16 protein-coding genes are annotated in these 17,469 nt (G+C 64.6%); 9 read left to right on the forward strand and 7 right to left on the reverse strand.

Going from position 1 to position 17,469, the window contains the following annotated elements; translation table 11 throughout:
- Positions 1–62: 62 nt before the first annotated feature.
- A complete protein-coding gene (locus HU770_RS22635; RefSeq protein WP_186665598.1) occupies positions 63–1,487 on the forward strand; it encodes a PLP-dependent aminotransferase family protein in 1,425 nt (474 codons plus the stop codon).
- A gap of 319 nt (positions 1,488–1,806) precedes the next feature.
- Here HU770_RS22635 and HU770_RS22640 read toward each other — a convergent pair whose 3' ends face one another.
- From HU770_RS22640 to HU770_RS22650, 3 genes are read right to left on the reverse strand one after another with little or no spacing between them, the layout of a single operon-like run.
- The gene (locus HU770_RS22640) at positions 1,807–2,829 is read right to left on the reverse strand and encodes a histone deacetylase family protein (RefSeq protein WP_186665600.1); all 1,023 of its coding nucleotides are present in this window, start codon (positions 2,827–2,829) and stop codon (positions 1,807–1,809) included.
- Positions 2,829–4,070, reverse strand: a complete 1,242-nt coding sequence (locus tag HU770_RS22645; protein ID WP_186665602.1) for a Zn-dependent hydrolase — start codon at positions 4,068–4,070, stop codon at positions 2,829–2,831. The genes HU770_RS22640 and HU770_RS22645 overlap by 1 nt, the downstream gene beginning before the upstream one ends.
- 30 nt (positions 4,071–4,100) lie before the next feature.
- Positions 4,101–5,405, reverse strand: a complete 1,305-nt coding sequence (locus HU770_RS22650) for an MFS transporter (protein ID WP_186665604.1) — start codon at positions 5,403–5,405, stop codon at positions 4,101–4,103.
- Between the two features lie 167 nt (positions 5,406–5,572).
- On the opposite strand from HU770_RS22650, the gene HU770_RS22655 reads away from it, so the two are divergent.
- Complete coding sequence (locus tag HU770_RS22655) at positions 5,573–6,469, forward strand: LysR family transcriptional regulator (RefSeq protein WP_186665612.1); 897 nt, start codon at positions 5,573–5,575, stop codon at positions 6,467–6,469.
- 100 nt (positions 6,470–6,569) lie between these two features.
- On the opposite strand, the gene HU770_RS22660 is transcribed toward HU770_RS22655, so the two are convergent.
- A complete protein-coding gene (locus tag HU770_RS22660) occupies positions 6,570–6,815 on the reverse strand; it encodes a type II toxin-antitoxin system Phd/YefM family antitoxin (protein WP_186665620.1) in 246 nt (81 codons plus the stop codon).
- 169 nt (positions 6,816–6,984) lie between these two features.
- Here HU770_RS22660 and HU770_RS22665 point away from each other — a divergent pair, with 169 nt between their 5' ends.
- Positions 6,985–7,527, forward strand: a complete 543-nt coding sequence (locus HU770_RS22665; protein ID WP_186659891.1) for a WYL domain-containing protein — start codon at positions 6,985–6,987, stop codon at positions 7,525–7,527.
- A gap of 13 nt (positions 7,528–7,540) precedes the next feature.
- Here the strand turns inward: HU770_RS22665 and HU770_RS22670 are convergent, their stop codons facing one another.
- The gene (locus HU770_RS22670) at positions 7,541–8,275 is read right to left on the reverse strand and encodes a hypothetical protein (protein WP_186659736.1); all 735 of its coding nucleotides are present in this window, start codon (positions 8,273–8,275) and stop codon (positions 7,541–7,543) included.
- Positions 8,276–8,476: 201 nt separating this feature from the next.
- Between HU770_RS22670 and HU770_RS22675 the strand changes: the two genes are divergently transcribed.
- Complete coding sequence (locus tag HU770_RS22675) at positions 8,477–9,100, forward strand: glutathione S-transferase (protein WP_186659737.1); 624 nt, start codon at positions 8,477–8,479, stop codon at positions 9,098–9,100.
- 54 nt (positions 9,101–9,154) lie between these two features.
- Here the strand turns inward: HU770_RS22675 and HU770_RS22680 are convergent, their stop codons facing one another.
- Entirely contained in the window at positions 9,155–9,919 is a 765-nt protein-coding gene (locus HU770_RS22680) for a hypothetical protein (RefSeq protein WP_047582014.1), read from the reverse strand.
- 187 nt (positions 9,920–10,106) lie between these two features.
- Positions 10,107–11,282: an MFS transporter gene (locus HU770_RS22685; RefSeq protein WP_186665622.1), complete on the reverse strand. Its 1,176-nt coding sequence runs from the start codon at positions 11,280–11,282 to the stop codon at positions 10,107–10,109.
- 94 nt (positions 11,283–11,376) lie between these two features.
- Between HU770_RS22685 and HU770_RS22690 the strand changes: the two genes are divergently transcribed.
- The 5 genes from HU770_RS22690 (at position 11,377) to HU770_RS22710 (ending at position 17,409) form a co-directional block, all read left to right on the forward strand.
- Positions 11,377–12,306: a LysR family transcriptional regulator gene (locus HU770_RS22690; RefSeq protein ID WP_186665624.1), complete on the forward strand. Its 930-nt coding sequence runs from the start codon at positions 11,377–11,379 to the stop codon at positions 12,304–12,306.
- Between the two features lie 114 nt (positions 12,307–12,420).
- A complete protein-coding gene (locus HU770_RS22695; protein ID WP_033697094.1) occupies positions 12,421–13,152 on the forward strand; it encodes a helix-turn-helix transcriptional regulator in 732 nt (243 codons plus the stop codon).
- Positions 13,153–13,398: 246 nt separating this feature from the next.
- The gene (locus HU770_RS22700) at positions 13,399–14,754 is read left to right on the forward strand and encodes a TolC family protein (RefSeq protein WP_238347541.1); all 1,356 of its coding nucleotides are present in this window, start codon (positions 13,399–13,401) and stop codon (positions 14,752–14,754) included.
- Positions 14,751–15,905: an HlyD family secretion protein gene (locus HU770_RS22705; protein WP_186665629.1), complete on the forward strand. Its 1,155-nt coding sequence runs from the start codon at positions 14,751–14,753 to the stop codon at positions 15,903–15,905. The genes HU770_RS22700 and HU770_RS22705 overlap by 4 nt, the downstream gene beginning before the upstream one ends.
- A complete protein-coding gene (locus HU770_RS22710) occupies positions 15,895–17,409 on the forward strand; it encodes a DHA2 family efflux MFS transporter permease subunit (RefSeq protein ID WP_186659745.1) in 1,515 nt (504 codons plus the stop codon). Before HU770_RS22705 ends, HU770_RS22710 begins: the two co-directional genes overlap by 11 nt.
- Positions 17,410–17,469 lie beyond the last annotated feature (60 nt).

Genomic DNA, 17,469 nt, shown 5'->3' on the forward strand with positions numbered 1-17,469 from the left:
ACAGGCCGCCCATGCAATACACCTTGCAGGCGCCTGGCGCCAAGCACCCTGAAGGCCCCCGAATGTTCGAATTACACCCAGACTCCCCAACCCCGCTGGTCAATCAGATCATCGATGGACTGCGCGAGCTGATCGACAACCAGACGCTCAAGCCTGGGGCCAAGGTCCCGTCTATCCGCGCCTTTGCCGCGACTTACTCGGTGAGTACCTTTACCGTGGTCGAGGCTTATGATCGTCTGGTCGCCCAGGGCCTGCTGGTAAGCCGGGGTAACGCGGGGTTTTTCATCAATCGCGCGGCCGGCGAGTTGCTGGAAAAACACAATGCCGAGGCCGACACCAGTCGACCAACGTTCAACTCTGAATGGTACCTGCAGCAGATCTTCGAGATCCGCCAACTGCCGTTCAAGCCCGGCTGCGGCTGGTTGCCCAATGACTGGATGTACGAAGACGGCCTGCGCCGCGGTTTGCGCCAGGTCGCCGGGAGCCCGCTGGAGCTGTCTGGCTATGGCGACCCCATGGGCCTGGCGGAACTGCGTGCGCTGACCGCGCAGAACCTGCAGCAGGAGCTGTCGATTGTCGCCAACCCGGCGCAACTGATGCTCACCCACGGCGCCAGCCAAGCCCTGGACCTGGCCGCGCGCACCCTGGTACGCCCAGGTGACGTGGTGCTGGTGGACGACCCCGGCTACCCCAACCTGATGAGCATCCTGCGCACCCAGGGCGCGACGCTGGTCGGCGTACCGCGCACACCCAACGGCTACGACCTCAACCAGCTGGAGCAACTGCTGGCGCACCACCGCCCGACGGCCTTCTTCACCCAGCCGCACCTGCACAGCCCGACCTGCTCACGCACCCCGCTGCCGCAGCTGCACCGTTTGCTGCAACTGGCCAGCCAGCATGGCTTCCGCCTGGTGGAGAACAACCTGTACGCCGACATGGTCGCCGAGCCGCAGCCATGCCTGGCCAGCCTCGACCACCTGCAGCAGGTGGTGTACGTGGGCAGTTACTCGAAGAGCATTTCGCCCAACGTGCGGGTTGGCTACATGATGGCCAACCCGGAGCTGATGCAGAAACTGGTACACCTGAAAATGCGCTCGGGCCTCACCACCTCGCAGGTGATGGAGCGCGTGGTGTATGCCGCGATCATCGACGGGCGCTGGCGCAAGCACCTCAAACGCCTGCGCCAGCGTTTGGCCGAGGCGCACCAGGAAGTGGGCCGGCACTTGCATCGGCTGGGTTTCGAGTTGTTTACCGAGTCGGACGAAGGGATGTACATCTGGACCCGGCATCCGGCGATTCCGGATAGCGCGGCGTTGCTGGACGATGCGCTGGAGCAAGGGATCATGCTTGGGCCTGGGCAGTTGTTCATGGTGGATGCCAAGGCGACGGGGTGGATGCGGTTCAATGTGGCGTTCAGTACCGACCCTGCGATGTGGGAGCTGTTGGAGAAGGTGCTGGTGAAGCATGTGCGGCGGGGTGGGGTTTAGTGGGTTTAGGGCTTGCCATGGCATTTGCAGCGCCTGGAAGATCGAGCCCCCCCGCGCGGCGCATCGCGAGCTGCGCTCGCTCCTACGTTGGTTTCGTGCCAGTCATGCCTGTAACAGGCGCGCGCGACCGCCTTGTTTGTACAAGGCGATATCGAGCCATGCGTCAAGGCGTTCGCGCGCAAATCTCACAGGAAAAACTGGCCCGCAACAAACGTAGGAGCGAGCGCAGCTCGCGATGCGCCGCGCGGGCGGCGCTCGATCTCCCAGGCGCTGAATTTGCCGTGGCGAACACCTGGCAGCCCTGACACCCACCCAACCCCTAACGCCAATCCACCCTATCCCCAAAAAACGCCTGCGCATTCGCCTCCAAACTCTCCAGGTGATACCCCCCCTCCTGCACTATCACACACGGCAAACGCAGCGCCCGAACCCGCTCACCCAACGCCGCAAACCCGTCGGTGGTCACCGCCACCTTGCTCTGCGGGTCCAATTCGTAGATATCGAACCCCAGCGACAACACCAGCACCTCGGCACCAAAGTCCTTCACCGCACTCAGCGCAATCTCAAGCTGATTCATGAAATCCGTCTCACTGGCCCCGTGCGCCATCGGCAGGTTGAGGTTGTAGCCCTCCCCCACACCCTCGCCGCGCTCGTCCGTGAACCCGGCCACCCCCGGGTAGAAGTTGGTCGGGTCACCGTGCACCGACACATACAGCACATCACTACGGTCGTAGAAAATCTCTTGAATCCCCTGCCCATGGTGCATGTCGGTATCGAGGATCGCCACGCGGCGATAACGGCCGCGCAAGGCCTGGGCCGCGACGGCGGCGTTGTTCAGGTAGCAGAAGCCGCCAGCCGCATCGAAACGCGCATGGTGCCCCGGTGGGCGGCATAGCGCATAGGCCGCAGGCTCACCCCCGAGAATGGCCTTGGCGGCGGCCACTGCGCTTTGCGCCGACCAGTAGGCCGAGCGCCAGGTGTTCTCACCCACGGGGCAACTGCCGTCGGCCAGGTAGCGGCCAGCCTGGGCAAGAATGCCGCGCAGGGCATTGGGCTCGCGCACGAAAATGTTCGACATGACCTCGTCGCCCCACTCCTCGGGCACTTCCTTCCAGCGTGCATGGGCCTCTTCGAGGAACGTCAGATAGGCCTCACCGTGTACCGCCTTGAGCGGGCCCAGGCCGGCATCTTCGGGCTGACGAATGTCGAAGCCAAGGTCCTTGGCCGCCTGCAACAGGCGCTGGGCACGCTCAGGGACTTCCTGCGGGGTACGCATGGCGCCGCGCGAGTAGTAGCTGCGCGGGTGGTGCAGCAACTGTTCGGGGTGAAAGTAGCAACGCATCAGGCTTCTCCTTGTTCGACCCGGCCGGCACGGGCCAGCACGGCGTTGAGCAGTACATCGGCGCCCTGGCGGGCATCGTCGGGCAGCACGTCTTCAGCCTCGTTGTGGCTCAGGCCACCGACGCAGGGGATGAACACCATGGCTGTCGGGCAGTAACGGGCGAGCAGAATAGCGTCGTGGCCAGCGCCACTGACAATCGCCTGCTGGGCATAGCCCAGGCCGTCCACGGCCTGTTGCACGGCGGCCACACAAGCGGCGTCGAAGGGCGTCGCCGGGCTCATCCAATGGCGCTCGATGCGTACCTGCAGGCCACGCTGCGCGGCGATGGCCTGCAGTTTCAGACCAAGCTCTTGCTCCATCGCCTCAATGGCCTGGTCACGGTGGTGGCGCAAGTCGACGGTGAAGCGCAGTACACCTGGGATGGTGTTGCGCGAAGACTTGGCAATCGACAGCTCGCCCACCGTGGTCAGGCCTTCGGGGGCGAAATCGGCGGCCAGTTGCTCCACCGCCTGGATCATTCGTGCCGCGCCGTACAGGGCGTCCTTGCGCAGCGGCATCGGCGTGGTGCCGGCGTGGGCGGCCATGCCTTCGACCGTCACGTCGAGCCAGCGAATCGCCTGGCCACCACTGACCACACCAATGCATTTGGCGTTGTCTTCAAGGATCGGGCCTTGCTCGATATGCGCTTCAAAATAAGCATCGACCTTGCCGCCCAAGGGGCGCTGGCCGGCATACCCCGTGCGTTGCAGCTCATCGGCGACGCTGATGCCCGCAGCATCGCGAATCGCCAGCGCCTGCTGCAGGTCAAGGGTACCGGTGAACACTGCCGAGCCGAACATGGCCGGCGTGAAGCGTGCGCCTTCCTCGTTGGTCCACACGGCAATCTCCAGCGGCTTGCGAGTGCGGATGCCGAGGTCGTTGAGCCGGCGTACCACCTCAAGGCCCGCCAGCACACCGTACACACCATCGAAACGGCCGCCTTCGGGCTGGGTGTCGAGGTGGCTGCCCATCATCACCGGTGCAGCCTGCGCATCGGTGCCTGCGCGGCGGGCGAACAGGTTGCCGATGGCATCCACCGACAGGGTCAGGCCGGCCTCGCGGCACCAGTGGCTGAACAGTTCTCGGCCGGCCTTGTCTTCATCGCTCAGGGCCAGACGGCAGCTGCCGCCACGGGCCGTGGCACCGACTTCGGCCATGGCCATCAGGCTCGCCCACAGGCGTTCGCCATTGCTTTTCAACATGTACAGGTACTCCAGATCGAATCGGGTGGATCAGGCCATTTCCAGCTGCTGACTACGGGTGTATTGGCGCGCCAAGGCCAGCACGCAGAGCAGCGAAATGGAGGCGATCAAGGTGTAGAACACCGCCATCGGCCACCACTGGCCGCTGAAGGTGTGGGCCAGCCAGGTGCCGATCAGCGGCGTCAGGCCCCCGGCAATTGCACCGCAGATCTGGTAGGCCAGGGAGATCGCGGTGTAGCGCACGCGGGTTGCGAACATGCCGCTGACGTAACCGGCGATCACCGCATAGAACGACGCCATGCAGGCCGCCGCCAGGGCGATGCCAAGCACGATCAACGGGCCCTGGCCCGAGCTGACCAGCACGAACATCGGATACGGCGAGGCCATCGCCAGCAGTGCGACCAGGGCCAGGAAGCGGGTAGCGCCGACTTTCTCGGACAACCAGGCGGCCAGCGGTTGCAGGCAAAACTGGATGACCGCCACGAAGAACAGGCATTCAAGGATCAGCGAGCGATCCAGGTGCAACTGTTGGGTGGTGTAGCTGATCATGAAGGTGTTGGTGAAGTAGACCCCGGCAATGCCCAGGGTATTGGCACCGATGCACAGCAGCAGCGGGCGCCAGGCGGTGCGCAGCACTTCGAACACCGGCGCCTGCTCCTTGCGGTGGGCCTTTTCGGCCTGCTCGCGGCTGGCGATGAATTCCGGCGATTCGTTGACCCCGAGGCGGATGGCCAGGCCCACCAGCAGCAACAGTGCGCTGGCCAGGAACGGCACACGCCAGCCCCAGCTCATCAGCTGGTCTTCCGGCAGCCGGGTTACGGCGCCGAAGGCTAGCAGCGAGAGGATCAGGCCCGCCGGGCTACCCAACTGGGCAAACGAGGCAAAGAAGTTGCGTCGGCCCTTGGGCGCGTGCTCACCCGCCATCAGCACCGCCCCGCCCCACTCCCCGCCCACGGCGATGCCCTGGACGATACGCAGCACAATCAGCAGCACCGGCGCGGTGGCGCCGATCTGCGCGTAGGTCGGCAGCAGGCCGATGCACACGGTGACGATGCCCATCATCAGCAAGGTGATGACCAGCGACTTCTTGCGCCCGATGCGGTCGCCCACATGGCCGAAGATGACGCCGCCCAGCGGGCGGGCAAAGAAACCGACGGCAAAGGTGCCAAAGGCGGCCATGGTGCTGAACAGGCTGTCGTCGGAGGGGAAGAACAACGCACCGAACACCAGTGCAGCGGCGGTGGCGTAGATGTAGAAGTCGTACCACTCGATCATGGTGCCGATGAACGCGGCGGCGGCGGCACGGCGCGGCTGGGGCGAAGCGGTGGGCTTCATGCTGGGCTCCTTTGCTTGTTTTTCTGGCAGGAGTTATCGGAGATCACGGGGCGCTCTGGTGGCGCCTGGTCGATGCATGGCTGCGATTTATCGTCCCAGGGCTATGATTAGTCAATTTTCTATTTATTATTCGCACTATTAGCCACGCTTATCATTCGAGCCCGACCATGTCTGACCGCCTGCTCAACGACCGCCTCGACTGGAACCTGCTGCGCACCTTCCGGGTCATCGGCCAGGAGCTGTCCATCAGCCGCGCCGCCGCCCGCCTGCACCTTACCCAGCCGGCGGTGAGTCAGGCGCTCAAACGCCTGGAGGAGCAGCTTGGCCGGCAACTCATCGCCCGCCGCGGGCCGCGCTTCGTGCTGACCGAAATGGGCGAGCAGTTGTTCTTGCTGGCTGGCGAGGTGTACGGGCAGATGTCGCAGATCGGCGGGCTGCTGGAGCAACCGGCTGACGAACTGGTGGGCAAAGTGCGCCTGCTGATCATCAGCCGCATCGTCAGCGAACGCTTTGACGACTTTCTCGCCGACTTCCACCGCCAGCACCCCCGGGTAGAGCTGGAAATCGACGTGATGCGCAGCTCCGACATCGTCGCCGCCCTGCAGGAAAAGACCGCCACGGCAGGCCTGAGCCTCAACCGAAGGCCTCAACCGCGGCTGGAGCAGCGGCTGTTTCTGCGCCAGCGCTATGCGTTTTTCTGCGGCAAGCACCATGCCTTGTTCGGCCAGCTTGAGGGCGACCTGCAGCGTGAGAACTTCGTCAGTTTTACCAGCGACCAGATTGGCGGGATGCTCTCGCCGCTGACCATCTTCCGTGACCAGCAAGGGTTTTCCGGACGCATCGTGGCGTCCTCGCCCAGCCTTGAAGAGGTGCGCCGCCTGGTGATTGCTGGGTTCGGCATCGGCTGCCTGCCAGAACATGTGGTGGCGCCGGATGTGGCCGCCGGGCTGTTATGGAAGCTGCCGCCGCAGGAGGGGATCGCGGATGTGGATATACACCTGTTGTGGAACAGGGAGCAGCGGCTGAGTCGGGCGGAAGAGGTGTTTATCCAGGCGTTGCAATAGTGTTTGGAGATAGGGCATCTGTAGATTTGGGTTGGTTGATCATCCGCGCACTATGAAGCTGTGCTTGCGACGAACCTTCCTCTACCGCTTTTTGGATGACTTATAGCTCATCCAAAGACACCGATACGCCTTTTTCACCTCGTCGAGACTTTGCCAGTTCGCTTAGCTCGATATCTTCGAGCCGCTCCATCATGGCTTCATAAAGCTCAGCCGGCACCATGTACCCCATCACCCGATTGTGATTGAGCACGGCGATGGGCATCCCTGCGGCACCGGACATGGCCGCAGTTGGATTCTTTTTCAGTTCCGACACGCTTACCGCTACATCGGCGAAGATATTCTGCATATTTATCGACCTCAATTAAGACCTATATTTTGGTCAATGCCTCGGGCAATGACATGCCATGGCCTGCTAAAAGTTTGGATCCCATCCTCTGGCGAGGTATGCTCTGCGAGATAGCCAAATGCCACCACCCAGGAGCGCCAAGCGCCTGGCATTCATGGACGAGCCTCCTTTGCCCAGCCACCCTACCCGCCACACCATCGCCCGCCAGTGGCAGTTGCTCAAGCTACTGCCAGGCCGCCACCCCGGCATGAGCTCCACGCAGTTGCAGGCTGCTCTGTCATCCGTGGGCCACAGCACCAGCAAGCGCACCGTCGAGCGCGACCTGGTCGAGCTGTCGGCGCTGTTCCCACTGCATTGCAACAGCAAAGGCATGCCCTACGGCTGGTACTGGCAACCTGGCTTGAGCCTGGGCGAGGCGCGGCACCTGCAACCGGATGCCCTCAGCCCGGTACGCCAGGTCGTGCTACGTGCCTGGGTCGACGATGCACTTGCCCGTCGTCTTGAACACCAGCCGCTGTCCACAGACATGCAACTCACCCCGCAGCAGGACGGCGGCGCCTCGCTGCAAGCGACCGTCGACGACGGCCGGGCGTTGATGGGCTGGTTGCTTTCACAGGCGGGGTCGATACGCGTGCAGGCCCCGCAAGCGCTGCGCGAGGCCTTGCTGGAACAAATGCGCCAGAGCCTGGCGCTGCACGATGACTGTCAGTGATTGGGCACGTACGTCAGGACGGCAACACCGGCATGCGGCGGCGTGACAGGCAAGCGTAGGCCAAGGCCAGCACGCCGAACCCCAGCACCCCCAACAGCACCATCAGCTCACGGCTGTAGCGCGCCACCAGCGCGGGAAAACCGCTGAACTCGCGGTACACCTGCACATCGGCCACGCCGTCGGCGTGACGGATGCTGACGCCGCCCTGGCGGATCTGCGAGTAGTCCGCATCGAAGTACACCCACACCTTGCAGGCGCCACCCGGCTCAATGGCCGGTATTTCGACCACGGGCGTGGCGGCCTCGATGATGGTGTCGTTACCTGCGGCATCGCGCACTTGCACCAGGCCCTTGGCCGGCAGGCGGATGGTTACCTGGCGCACCGGCGCATCACCCGTGTTGCGCAGGTCGATGAGCAGACCGGTGCGGTGGTCCACCAACCCCGCCTCGAACGGCTTGGCGAACAGTTGGGCATAAGGCGCCTGGGCCAGTTCGATCAACCGGTCGACCTGCTCATGGCTCAACTCGCCCTGGCCGATACGGTTGATGCGCCCTTGCAACTGCTCGTACTTCAGCAGCTCGCTGGCCTTGCTGATCCGCTCGCTGAACTGGCTCGGGTAGGTGAGATAGGCATAGGTCAGGGAGGCTTCCAGGCGAGGGCGGCCTTTGATCACCACATAGGCCACCAGTATGACCATCAGGCCCATCAGCAGCGCTACGAGGCATTTCCCGACTTTGTCCCAGCTCAACACAAACTTCCTTCTGTCGTGGTACTGACGATTCAAACGGCCCAAGGGTGCCAATTTCGTGGCGCCCAGGCAAGTATTCAACGCCCCAGTAGTACGGGCAGTGACGCTACCAGCATAGGCCTGATCACAGTATTCGCTTTGTCCTTGACCGTGGTCATGCCGTGAACGAGGATCAGGCTTCCACAGACAAGGACGCAAACCATGTTACGGATACTGGGCAGAGCTTCTTCCATCAATGTGCGAAAAGTCCTTTGGGCCTGTGCCGAGTTCGATATCCCCTTCGAGCGGGAAGACTGGGGTTCGGGCTTCCAACCCACCAACACGCCCGCATTTCTGGCACTGAACCCCAACGCCATGATCCCGGTGATCCAGGACGGCGATTTCACCCTGTGGGAATCCAACACCATCATCCGCTACCTGGCAACGCGCCATGACCAGGGCGCCACCTACCCGGCCGAGGCACAAGCGCGGGCGCGCATCGATCAATGGATCGACTGGCAAGCATCGGACCTCAACCGGTCGTGGAGCTACGCGTTCATGTCGCTGGTCAGGCACTCCCCTGCACACCAGGACCCTCAAGCACTGGCCGCCGGTTGCGCAGAATGGGGCCGCCACATGCAGATTCTGGAGCGCCAGCTCGCCGCCACCGGCGCTTATGTGGCCGGTAGCCGGTTCACGCTGGCCGACATCCCTATTGGCCTGTCGGTCAACCGCTGGTTCGAGACCCCGTTCGAGCACCCTCACCTGCCGGCAGTCAGGGCCTACTACGAGCGGCTGAGCCAGCGCCGCGCGTTTTGCCTGCATGGCAGAAACGGCACGCCCTAAGCACAGGCCTTCAACGCTGGGGCGGCCGGAGGCACTGACTGAAGCCGCCCCTGCTCAGCGTGCCTCCAGCACCTTCGCCAACACGAAGGTCACCACCACTGCCAGCAACACGCCAATGGCGATCGACATGACCGCGCCCCACTGCAACAGCGTGTGTTGCAAGGTCAGGTAAAAGCCGACCACGCCCACGGCGCCAATGCCGTTGCCGCGTATGATCGCAGCCAGCTCCTGGCGCCCGCCCTGGACGTGGGCGAACACCGCCAGCGGCCAGGCGATGACTGGGACCGGCGCCAGCATCCCGCTGACCACAGGGCCGAGCAAGGTCGCGCTGGCCGTGATCACCAGCAGCAGCAAGGTGGCGGTCATCATGCGCATCGGGATGACCCAGCGAGGCGTCGGCACGTAGCGTGCGGCACTGGCGTCTGCCGGCTTGGCGGTGGCCACGACGATGGCGATGACCAGTAGCAGCGTGGCAATGACCGACAACGCCACCCCGCCCAGGTGGCTGGTTGCCAACGCCGCCAACACAAAGAACGCCAGCGCTGCGATGCAGCCGACCAAGGCGCCTACACGTCGGGTCACCCCGTAATAGAACAAGCAGGTTGCCTGCACGGCAGCCACCCCGGCCAATGCCCCTGGTACGGCCAATGAGGCGAACGCCTCGCCTTGTTCAAGGCTGAGAAACAGCATGACCAGCGCCGAGGTAACGGGTAGCCCTGAAAGCAGCCCGCCAATTTGCGTGCCCCAGCGTTTGCCAGCCAGCGAAATGGCCAGCATCAGGGTGGGGGTCATGAAGAGTTTGAGGTAGAAGACAGTCATGCAGAGGTTCAGGTCTGAGGCGGGGGATAGCGCATGCTAGCTGAAGCGCGCTCCGGGGCACAGTGACGATGGCCGTTGCGGGCAAGCGCCATCCGCCTATCCAGGTTCAGACCAGGGTTTGGAACGCCTGAGCTGCGCCCCAAATGATGGGCGGGTGTCCAACATTTGGGGCGCAATTCAGGCTGTGTTATACCAAGGCGGCCTTCGACGCTGCCACGCCCCGCGCGCGCCAGGCAAACGCCAGCACCATCAGCAACCCCAAACCCGCCATCAACGCACCTGCCAGGGAAATCGCCGGGTAACCCAGCCCCGCATTGATCACCGCCCCACCCAGCGCAGCGCCTATTGCGTTGCCAAGGTTGAACGCGCCGATATTCACCGCAGACGCCAGGTTAGGCGCGTCCTTGGCCGCTTCCATCACGCGCATCTGCAGCGGCGGCACCAAGGCAAAACTGGCCGCCCCCCACACCAGCACCGCCAGTGCCGTGGGCAGCGACCAGGGCATCAGCAGCGGAAACACCAGCAGCACAGCGATCAACACCGCCAGCGAGACGATCAGCGTACGATCGACCGAGCGGTCCGCCGCCTTGCCACCCCACACGTTGCCCAAGGTCAGGCCGATACCGAACAACACCAGCATGACGGTGATGAACGTGGTGGAGGCCTGGGCCTCGCTGTGCAGAATGGGCGCAATGTAGGTGAACACGGTAAACATCGCGCTGGAGCCGACCACGGTCAGCGCCAATGCCGCCAGAACCGGCCCACGGCCGAGCACGCGGATTTCGGCCATTACCCCATCACTTTTGGGCAGCGGCACATTGGGCAGCGCGTACCACAGCGCCGACATGGCCACCAAACCCAGGCCCGCGATGCCCCAGAACGACGTGCGCCACCCCAACAACTCACCGAACCAGGTCGCCAACGGCACACCGCCGATGGTCGCCAGCGTCAACCCCATGAACATCGCGGCCACGGCGCCTGCGCGTTTTTCCGGCGGCACCACACTGGCTGCCACGATCGAGCCGATACCAAAGAACGCGCCATGGTTGAGCGAGGTCACCACGCGGGCCACGAGCAGGCTGGCGTAATCGCTCGCCAGCGCCGACATCAGGTTACCGAGGGTGAAAATGGCCATCAGCCCAATCAACAGGTAACGCCGCGGCACCTTGCCGGTGGCCAGGGTCATCAACGGGGCACCGATCAGCACCCCCACCGCGTAGGCGCTGACCAGCAGCCCGGCAGCAGGTATCGAGACCCCGAGGTCTGTGGCAATACTGGGCAACATGCCCATGGGGGCGAACTCGGTGACGCCGATGCCAAAGGCACCGATGGCGAGTGCGACGAGGGGTGGATTGATGCGCATGACGGGCTCCTTATCTGTGCCGCAAATGCTACGATCCACTCCGTTAATGCACTAGACCGCATTTTTGCCAATCACCTTTGCGCGCGAGGCACAAATGGACTTCAACGGCAGGTCCGGCGAGATGGAGATTTTTGCCAACGTCGCGCACGCGGGCAGCTTGTCTGCGGCGGCGCGGGCGCTGGGGCTGACGCCATCGGCGGTCAGCCGGATCATCGCGCGCACCGAACAGCGCCTGGGCACCCGCCTGCTGTTGCGCACCACACGGGCCATTTCGCTTACCCCGGAGGGCGAAGCCTACTTGCGTGGCGCCCGGCGCATCCTCGCCGACATGGATGAAGTCGAGGATGCCATCACCGACCAGGGCGTACCGCGCGGGCGCCTGCGGGTGAGCGCCGCGCTGGGGCATGCCCGGCTCACGGTGGTGCCCTTGCTGGCGCAGTTCAGCGCCCTGTACCCGCAGATACTGGTCGACCTGACGCTAGGCGACGAACTGGTCGACATTGCCGGCGGCCAGGCCGATGTCGCGCTGCGTTTCGGCCACCTGCCGGACAGTTCCCTGAGTGCCCGTTACATTGGCGACACCGGCCAGGTGATCGTCGCCTCGCCCGATTATCTGCAACGCTGCGGCACCCCGAACGAACCTGAAGACCTGGCCCGCCATAACTGTTTGCGCTTCAACTTCCGACGTGCCGAGCCCGACTGGCCGTTTCGCCGTGACGGGCAGGCGTTTGCCCTTAAAGTCAGCGGCAACCTGGAGTGCAGCAGCGGCGAGGCGCTGGCGCAATTGGCCAGGCTGGGGGCCGGCATCGCGCGCATCGGTACGTTCACGGTGGGCGATGACCTTGCCAGCGGGCAACTGGTGCCGCTGCTGGAGGCCTACAACCCCGGCGACCGGGAGCCGATTCATGCGGTGTTCGTCGGCGGCCCGGCGATGCCGGCACGGGTTCGGGTGTTCGTGGACTTTCTGGTCGAGCATCATCAGGGTTGGCCGCTGCGCCACGCACCGCCAACATCGCAACCCTGAGCGCAATTAAAACGCATAACTCGCACTCGCCCCTGCGCACTTAGCAACCACAGCCGATTGCCTTGCGATATTATTGGATCCAATCGCGCGCCACACAGGGCTGGGGAGATCGGCATGCAAGCTTTGGGGATGGACTATCGGCACGGTGAGGTGGTTGCCAGCCACTGCCACGCTGAGGATCAGCTGATCTATGCGGCCAACGGTGTGATGCGGGTGTGCAGCGATGGCGGTAACTGGGTGATCCCCCGTGGGCAGGCACTGTGGATACCTGCTGGGGTCGGCCACGAAATCCGCATGCAAGGTGAAGTGTCGATGCGTACCTTGCTGCTGGGGTCGCACGTCACGCGCTGCCATGTCATCGCGGTGTCCGGTTTGCTGCGCGAGCTGATCCTGGCGGGGTCACGGATGTTGCAGCGCGACGAGCCGCTGGGCGAGCACGCCCGGGCGCTGATCCAGCGTGAGCTGGAAACGGCCGAGCGCATCGATGCCTACGTGCCGGTGCCGCAGCATGCACGGCTGCGCGCCTGGTGCGAGGGCTTTCTCGAAGACCCGGCCCAGGACCTGACGCTGGAGCAGTGCGGCGCGCAACTGAACATGAGCGCGCGCACCCTGGCGCGGCTGTTCCAGCGTGAGGTGGGCATGTCATATGGCGAGTGGCGAGCACGCACGCGCATGGTCCTCAGCCAGCAGTGCCTGGCGGATGGCAAGCCGATCCTGAACGTGGCACTGGACCACGGTTACCAGAGCGCCAGCGCCTTTGCCGCGATGTTCAAGCGCATCCTTGGCTACAACCCCAGCGACTGGCAGGTCAACGTGCTGGGCACGGGCGCCGCGCCAACGCCCTGAGCGCCGAGGCTGAGGTTGTCCCAGTTGCGCGCAGGGTTGTCCCGCTTGCGGCAGCGGGGCTACCCCAGCCCTCGTTAATCTGGCCTCACGACCCCTCATACGGCTTGCGTGATGCCAATTCGATCCCTTTCCAGCCCCGCCAGGCGGGCTGCCGCCATCGGCGTGTTCAGCGTGCTGTCGGCGTGCACTGGGCACCCCACAGGCGCCCTCCCCCCCAACCCCTTCCAGGCATTGCCCGGGCTGCGCCTGCCTGCCGACGTCAGCGACCAGGCGCTGCCCGCGCGCTGGTGGGCGTTGTATCACGACCCGCAGCTCAACGCCTGGGTGCAGCAGGCCCTGGAACACAACCAGGACCTGGCGCAGGCCGATGCCAATGTGCAGGCCATGCTGGCCGGCATTGGCGAGTTCGACGCCAAGCGCTGGCCCAGCACTTCCCTCGGGTTTGCCGCCAGCTATGGCAAGAGCGCCGATGACCAGACCCTGGCCGAGGCCACCGACAGCCATGCGCCATCGCAATGGGCGTTCAACCCGGCCATCGAGCTGGCCTACCAGGTAGACGTCTGGGGCCAGGTGCGCGCGGCCATCGAACGGGCACGGGTACAGGCCGAGGCCAGCCGCGAGGCCTTGGAGCTGGTGCACCTGCAGGTGGTCAGCCAGACCACTCGCGCCTACATCGACCAATGCGTCTACGGCGCCCGCATCGCGGCAGCCAGCCAGTCCCTGGACACGTTGCAGCGCAGTGTGCAGCTCAGCGAGCGCCAGCGTCAGGCTGGCGTCGCCACCGAACTCGATGCTGTGCGCCTGCTGGGTTTACGCGAACAGGTACAGGCGCAACTGCCGATGCTGGAGGCACGCCGGCGCATGGCCCTGTACGAACTGAGCATGCTCAGTGGCCAGGAGCCGGCGGCGCTGATCGACAACGGCGCCCCCTGCCAGACCATCCCGACCCTCGCCGCGCCGTTGCCTGCTGGCGACGCCTGGCGCCTGCTCGAACGCCGGCCAGACGTGCGCAAGGCCGAACGCGAGCTGCAGGCTGCCGCTTTGGAAGTCGACATCGTCAAGGCTGACCTGTATCCGAAGGTCAGCTTCGGCGCCTCGTTGACCTCGTCGGATCACCACCTGGCCAACCTGGGCGACAGCCGTGCGCTGATGTTTGCCATCGGCCCGTTGATCCGCTGGGAGTTCCCCAATATCAAGGCCAACCGCGCACGGGTGAGCAAGGCCCAGGCCTTGCAACAGGCGCAAATCGCTCATTACCGCGGGGTGGCGTTGGCGGCACTCAAGGATGTGCGCCAGGCCCTGGCCCGTTTTGACGGTGAACGGCAACGTACCCAGGCCCTGGCAGCAGCCCTGGTGCAGGGCCAACGCGGCTTTGCCCTGGCGCAAAGCAGCTACCGCGCCGGCACCCTCGACGCACTGGCGCTGCTGGACAGCGAGCGCGACCTGATCGCAGTCAGGGCCAGCCATGTCGAGGCCCAAGGCCGCCTGGCACGTGCCCAGATCAACCTGTTCCGCGCCCTGGGCGGGCGCTGGCAATCATCACCGGCACCGGCCCCAAGCCGGGTGCGTCGCTCCACTCCCGCTACTGGAAGCCAATCATGAATGTTGCCGTTACAAAGAACGCGCTGGCGGATGACCAGCCCCAGGCGGCTGTCACTGCCCGCAGGCCCCGTCGCCGCCTGGCACTGTACGCCGGTGGTGGCCTGACGCTGCTGGCAGCGCTGGCCTTCGGCGGGTACTGGTTCACTACCGGGCGCTACCTGGAGACCACCGATGATGCCTATGTACGCGCCGACTGGGTGGCCCTGAGCGCGCGCGTGGCCGGCTATGTGGCCAAGGTTGAAGTGGAGGACGACCAGCCCGTCAAGGCAGGCGATGTGCTGGTGCGCCTGCACAACCGCGACTACCGTGCACGCCTCGACCAGGCCACTGCCGGGGTGGCCGAAGCACAGGCCGCGCTGGCGGCGGCGCAGGCCAGCCAGCAAGTGGCTGGCGAGCGTATCAACCAGCAACAGCAGGCCATCTTCCAGGCCGAATCGGCCGTGCACAGTGCCAGCGCCGAGCGCCAGCGCAGCGAGCTGGACATGCAGCGCTACCGTGGCCTGGTGCGTGACAACGCAGCCACCGTGCAGCGCCTGGAAGCGGCCAATGCCAGTGCTGTACAAGCGGGTGCCGCGCTGCAGGGCGCGCAGGCACGCTTACGAGAACAGCGTTCGCAACTGACGATGGCCAAGGCCCTGGCGCTGGCGGCCGATGCCGACATCAAGCAACGCACGGCGGCCTTGAGCCGTGCCCAGGCCCGCCAGGCGCTGGCCGAACAGGATGAACAGGACACCGTCATCCGCGCGCCCATCGATGGCGTGGTCGGTCAGCGCCGCGTTCGCGCCGGGCAGTATGTGGTGCCAGGCCAGCCGTTGCTGGCGGTGGTGCCGTTGCAGCAGACCTACGTGGTCGCCAACTACAAGGAAACCCAGCTGGCCCACATGCGTCCGGGGCAACCGGTGCAGGTGCGTATCGACAGCTTCGCCAGCCAGCCTGTGCAAGGCCGCGTGGCGAGCTTCTCGCCGGCGTCCGGCAATGTTTTTGCGCTGCTGCCTTCGGACAACGCCACCGGCAACTTCACCAAGATCGTCCAGCGTTTTCCGGTGCGCATCGTGCTCGACCAACCCGTAGACGGCGTGCAGATACTGCCCGGCATGTCGGTGGTGACCACGGTCGACACGCGCCCCGTGGAGCCGGCCGATGAGCACTGAGCAAAGGGTACCGTTGCGGGCCTGGGTGGCGGTGTTCGGCGGCTTGCTTGGGTGCTTCATGGCCGGCATGAACGTGCACGTCACCAGCGCGGCGCTGCCTGAAATCCGCGGTTCGCTGGGTGCCAGCTTCGAAGAGGGCTCGTGGATCTCCACCGCGTACCTGGTGGCAGAGATTGTCATGATTCCGCTGACGGCCTGGCTGGTCGAGGTGTTTTCCATGCGCCGGGTGATGTGGACGGGGTCGTTCATCTTCCTGCTGGCATCGATCGCCTGCTCGTGGGCGCCCAATCTGGAGGCAATGATCACCCTCAGGGTGATCCAGGGCGCAGCCGGCGCAGTGCTCATCCCCCTCTCCTTTCAGTTGATCATCACCGAACTGCCCGCCAGCAAGATGGCCATGGGCATGGCGCTGTTCAGCCTGGCCAACAGCGTGGCCCAGGCGGCGGGGCCTTCCATTGGCGGCTGGTTGACCGATGTCTATTCGTGGCGCTGGATTTTCTACCTGCAGCTGTTTCCCGGCGTCGCACTGCTGCTCGCCATCGCCTGGTCGATCGAAGCCAAACCCATGCAACTGGCCCTGTTGCGTCGGGGCGACTGGGTGGGCATAGCGGCCATGGTCCTGGGCTTGGGCGGCTTGCAGATCGTGCTGGAGGAAGGCGGCCGGCTGGACTGGTTCGGCTCGACGTTCATCGTCGGCATGTCGATCATCGCAGGCTTGGCGTTGGCGGTATTCGTGTTCACCCAGTTGTACGGCCAGCGCGCATTCATCAACTTGCGCTTGCTGGGGCGCTACAACTTCGGGGTCGCCAGCATCGCCATGTTCATCTTTGGCGCCGCCACCTTTGGCCTGGTGTTCCTGGTGCCCAACTACCTCTCCCAGCTGCAGGGCTACAGCGCCCGGGATGTGGGGGTCGCGTTGATCGCCTATGGCGTGGTGCAACTGCTGCTGGCGCCGTTGATGCCAAAATTGATGGCCTGGACCAGCGCCAAGTTCATGGTGGCCAGTGGTTTTCTGATCATGGCTGCAGGCTGCTGGCTGGGCGCGAGCCTGAACATCGACAGCGCCGATAACGTCATCATCCCGTCCACGGTGGTGCGCGGCATTGGCCAGCCGTTCATCATGGTCGCGCTGTCGGTACTGGCGGTGGCAGGGTTGGAAAAACGTGAAGCGGGCTCGGCCTCGGCGGTGTTTTCGATGCTGCGCAACTTGGGTGGCGCCATCGGCACCGCCACGCTGACGCAGATCGTGGCAACGCGCGAGCGCTATCACAGTGAGCGCATTCACGAACATGTCACGGTGTTCGCACCCAGTGTGCAGGAGCGCATCAGCCAGACCGTGCAGAGCTGGCTGCCGGCCCAGCAACAGGCGCTGGAAGGGTTGGCCGCGACCATCAGGCGCGAGGCTTACCTGATGGCCTACAGTGATGCCTTTTACCTGGCGTGCCTGGCATTGATCGGCTGCGCAGTAGCGGCACTGTTACTGCGCACCCGGCAACCGGCATGAGCATGTGTGTAACCCGCTGCGCCGGTATAAAAACGGCCCGCGAACGCGGGCCGGCTTTGG

Source organism: Pseudomonas sp. SWRI68 (genome assembly GCF_014269165.1).
GTDB lineage: Bacteria > Pseudomonadota > Gammaproteobacteria > Pseudomonadales > Pseudomonadaceae > Aquipseudomonas > Aquipseudomonas capeferrum.

What these genes read in the sequence shown, in the direction of transcription:
- HU770_RS22635 (WP_186665598.1), top strand. Translation starts at nt 63, where the DNA reads ATGTTCGAATTACACCCAGACTCCCCAACCCCGCTGGTCAATCAGATC.
- HU770_RS22640 (WP_186665600.1), bottom strand. Translation starts at nt 2,829, where the DNA reads ATGCGTTGCTACTTTCACCCCGAACAGTTGCTGCACCACCCGCGCAGC.
- HU770_RS22645 (WP_186665602.1), bottom strand. Translation starts at nt 4,070, where the DNA reads ATGTTGAAAAGCAATGGCGAACGCCTGTGGGCGAGCCTGATGGCCATG.
- HU770_RS22650 (WP_186665604.1), bottom strand. Translation starts at nt 5,405, where the DNA reads ATGAAGCCCACCGCTTCGCCCCAGCCGCGCCGTGCCGCCGCCGCCGCG.
- HU770_RS22655 (WP_186665612.1), top strand. Translation starts at nt 5,573, where the DNA reads ATGTCTGACCGCCTGCTCAACGACCGCCTCGACTGGAACCTGCTGCGC.
- HU770_RS22660 (WP_186665620.1), bottom strand. Translation starts at nt 6,815, where the DNA reads ATGCAGAATATCTTCGCCGATGTAGCGGTAAGCGTGTCGGAACTGAAA.
- HU770_RS22675 (WP_186659737.1), top strand. Translation starts at nt 8,477, where the DNA reads ATGTTACGGATACTGGGCAGAGCTTCTTCCATCAATGTGCGAAAAGTC.
- HU770_RS22680 (WP_047582014.1), bottom strand. Translation starts at nt 9,919, where the DNA reads ATGACTGTCTTCTACCTCAAACTCTTCATGACCCCCACCCTGATGCTG.
- HU770_RS22685 (WP_186665622.1), bottom strand. Translation starts at nt 11,282, where the DNA reads ATGCGCATCAATCCACCCCTCGTCGCACTCGCCATCGGTGCCTTTGGC.
- HU770_RS22690 (WP_186665624.1), top strand. Translation starts at nt 11,377, where the DNA reads ATGGACTTCAACGGCAGGTCCGGCGAGATGGAGATTTTTGCCAACGTC.
- HU770_RS22695 (WP_033697094.1), top strand. Translation starts at nt 12,421, where the DNA reads ATGCAAGCTTTGGGGATGGACTATCGGCACGGTGAGGTGGTTGCCAGC.
- HU770_RS22705 (WP_186665629.1), top strand. Translation starts at nt 14,751, where the DNA reads ATGAATGTTGCCGTTACAAAGAACGCGCTGGCGGATGACCAGCCCCAG.
- HU770_RS22710 (WP_186659745.1), top strand. Translation starts at nt 15,895, where the DNA reads ATGAGCACTGAGCAAAGGGTACCGTTGCGGGCCTGGGTGGCGGTGTTC.